Origin of the sequence: Geobacillus sp. WSUCF1 (assembly GCF_000422025.1) — a bacterium.
Classification (GTDB): Bacteria; Bacillota; Bacilli; order Bacillales; family Anoxybacillaceae; genus Geobacillus; species Geobacillus zalihae.
The window spans coordinates 1-2,052 of sequence record NZ_ATCO01000160.1 but is presented as its reverse complement, the minus strand read 5'-3'; the positions used below and the strand labels follow the sequence as shown (position 1 = coordinate 2,052).

The window sequence follows — 2,052 nt, the reverse complement described above, 5'->3', positions numbered from 1 at the left end:
CTTTAATTCAACTTATATATGTAAAAAAACCGGAACGGGTCGCGGTGCTGGGGTATTTGTTTTTGTTGGCGTTGGCCATTTATCGCGTCTTCCAGCGCCGGGTGCGCCAATTCATTACTCCGGAGCAGCCTCTAAAGGGCGCAGGAGGACGCAAACTGACCCGGCCGACGGGGCAAGCGATCTTTCAGTTGTTTCAGTATGTCAAAGTGGTGCTTCTCAAGCAGCCAGACGGGCAAATCCAACGTGCGTTAAGCCAACCGCTCACGTACGAGCAGCGAAGGATTCTGCAAGGGTTGGGGTTGGACGAGAGCATTTACGTCTAATGGGATAAAGAACGACCAGCGATGGTAAAAAAAGGATTGCCATCGCTCGTTGTGTTGGTTCAAAAGTTATTCTAAAAAAACAAATAAAAAATCCTTTCGTTCTACTTAGTAGGGGTGCGAAATGTGAGTTCCAATGTCAAATGAATCCTTGAAATACAAGGAAAGTGAAGGAATTTCCACACCATGGACGTTCGAATTCGTATCATTTATGAAAGTTCCTATTTGAAATAATAATCGCTATCTTTGAAAACCTTGGCCTCCATCAATTGAGCGTCGTTTTGTTCAGGAATTCTCCGCTTTGTTCCACTAGGATGTTAGTGTTTGCATCAATCTATTCCTCTTCCGCAAACATTGAACACTTCTCCTCCCTACGGTATGGGAAAATCATTGTGTTTGTTTCCCCACCATGCTATGATCATTAGTAAAGAAACCAAGAAATTTGGTTATTTTTTTGGAAGGAGGGGAATAATATGGTACCATCAGATTCGATGACAAAGGAGAAGGTATCGATGGACAATATCCCTAACCGTAAGAAAAACCTTGTGAAACGAATTGCCGTATCGAGCAAAAAACAAATTACGATCCCAAAGGATTTTTATGAGCAATTAGGAATTGGAAACGAGGTGTTAATTGAGTTAGCGGATAATAAGTTAATTATTCATCCTATTCATGAGGATCATTTTGACTTTTCCGATCTGATTTTAAAAGACTTGATCGAAGAAGGATATACAGGCGAAGAACTATACAAAGAATTTGTATACCGTAAATCGCAAATTGCCCCTGCATTCAACGCGATGATTTCTGAGGAAAGACCGAAGGCAAAAACGTATACCGCGGATACGTTAGAGGAGTTATTTGGTGAAGATGATGAACCATAATCGACTGCAATTGCTTCCGAAAGCAGAAAAAGCCATTAAAAAATTGACAAAAAAGGATGCAGCTCTGAAGCAGCGTTTGATCGAAGCCTTGCGGCAGATTCTTACCGATCCCGCCGAAGCAGGGGAAGCGAAAACTGGTGATTTGGCAGGAATTTACGGTTATGACATTTATCATCGAGGCATCAATTATGAGATTGCTTATTTGATCGACCAAGATGACAGCGGACATGTTGTGGTGGTGGTGGTTTTGGTGGGGACGCGTGAAAATTTTTACGAAGAGCTGAAGCGTTATATGAAGACGAATCAAGCGCCATTTTCGAAGCCATAGATGCAGATCCATTTAGGACAATGGGCAAAGGAGAACGATGGCATGGATGAACGAGAATCGATTGTATTATCGTACCAGCGCGCGTTTCGATTGTTGCTTCATTTGAAGAATGTCATTGCCGCGTCGAAGCAAGTGTCGGCAGAAGATGAACTGCTGAAGGAAGTATATCGTGATTCGATCGTGAAAAAGTATGAAATTTTGGAAGACCAGCTCTGGAAGCTGTTGTCGCGAATTTTCAAAGCGTCCGGTCTGGAATTGAACAACCCGCGGGCATGTTACCGCCAGGCGTTTAAGGAAGGGTGGATTCAGAATATTGATGTATGGAACGATATATTGCACTCGCGAAACGCTGCAGCCCATGTATATAACGAGGAAGACTATGAACAGATTAAAAACCGAATTGTATCACAATATGTCCATGAAATTGAAGCACTGCTCAAATACATCAAAAAAGAAGTGATCGATCGTGACCTATGGAATGAGCCCGACCGTGTTTGAACGGTTGATGGCGTATTTCGCGGGC

3 protein-coding genes and 1 pseudogene are annotated in these 2,052 nt (G+C 42.8%); all 4 read left to right on the top strand.

The window, feature by feature from the left end:
* Window positions 1-323 (top strand): annotated as a pseudogene (locus I656_RS0116585) (transposase); the annotation flags it as partial.
* A gap of 470 nt (window positions 324-793) precedes the next feature.
* The gene (locus I656_RS02445) at window positions 794-1,201 is read left to right on the top strand and encodes an AbrB/MazE/SpoVT family DNA-binding domain-containing protein (RefSeq protein ID WP_020756390.1); all 408 of its coding nucleotides are present in this window, start codon (window positions 794-796) and stop codon (window positions 1,199-1,201) included.
* Complete coding sequence (locus I656_RS02450) at window positions 1,188-1,529, top strand: type II toxin-antitoxin system RelE/ParE family toxin (protein ID WP_050572321.1); 342 nt, start codon at window positions 1,188-1,190, stop codon at window positions 1,527-1,529. The genes I656_RS02445 and I656_RS02450 overlap by 14 nt, the downstream gene beginning before the upstream one ends.
* A gap of 42 nt (window positions 1,530-1,571) precedes the next feature.
* Window positions 1,572-2,027, top strand: coding sequence for an HI0074 family nucleotidyltransferase substrate-binding subunit (locus I656_RS02455; protein ID WP_033006466.1), 456 nt, complete (start codon window positions 1,572-1,574; stop codon window positions 2,025-2,027).
* The last annotated feature ends 25 nt before the right edge of the window (window positions 2,028-2,052 follow it).

Coding starts and splice junctions, on each gene's coding strand:
- I656_RS02445 (WP_020756390.1), top strand. CDS start 794: ATGGTACCATCAGATTCGATGACAAAGGAGAAGGTATCGATGGACAAT.
- I656_RS02450 (WP_050572321.1), top strand. CDS start 1,188: ATGATGAACCATAATCGACTGCAATTGCTTCCGAAAGCAGAAAAAGCC.
- I656_RS02455 (WP_033006466.1), top strand. CDS start 1,572: ATGGATGAACGAGAATCGATTGTATTATCGTACCAGCGCGCGTTTCGA.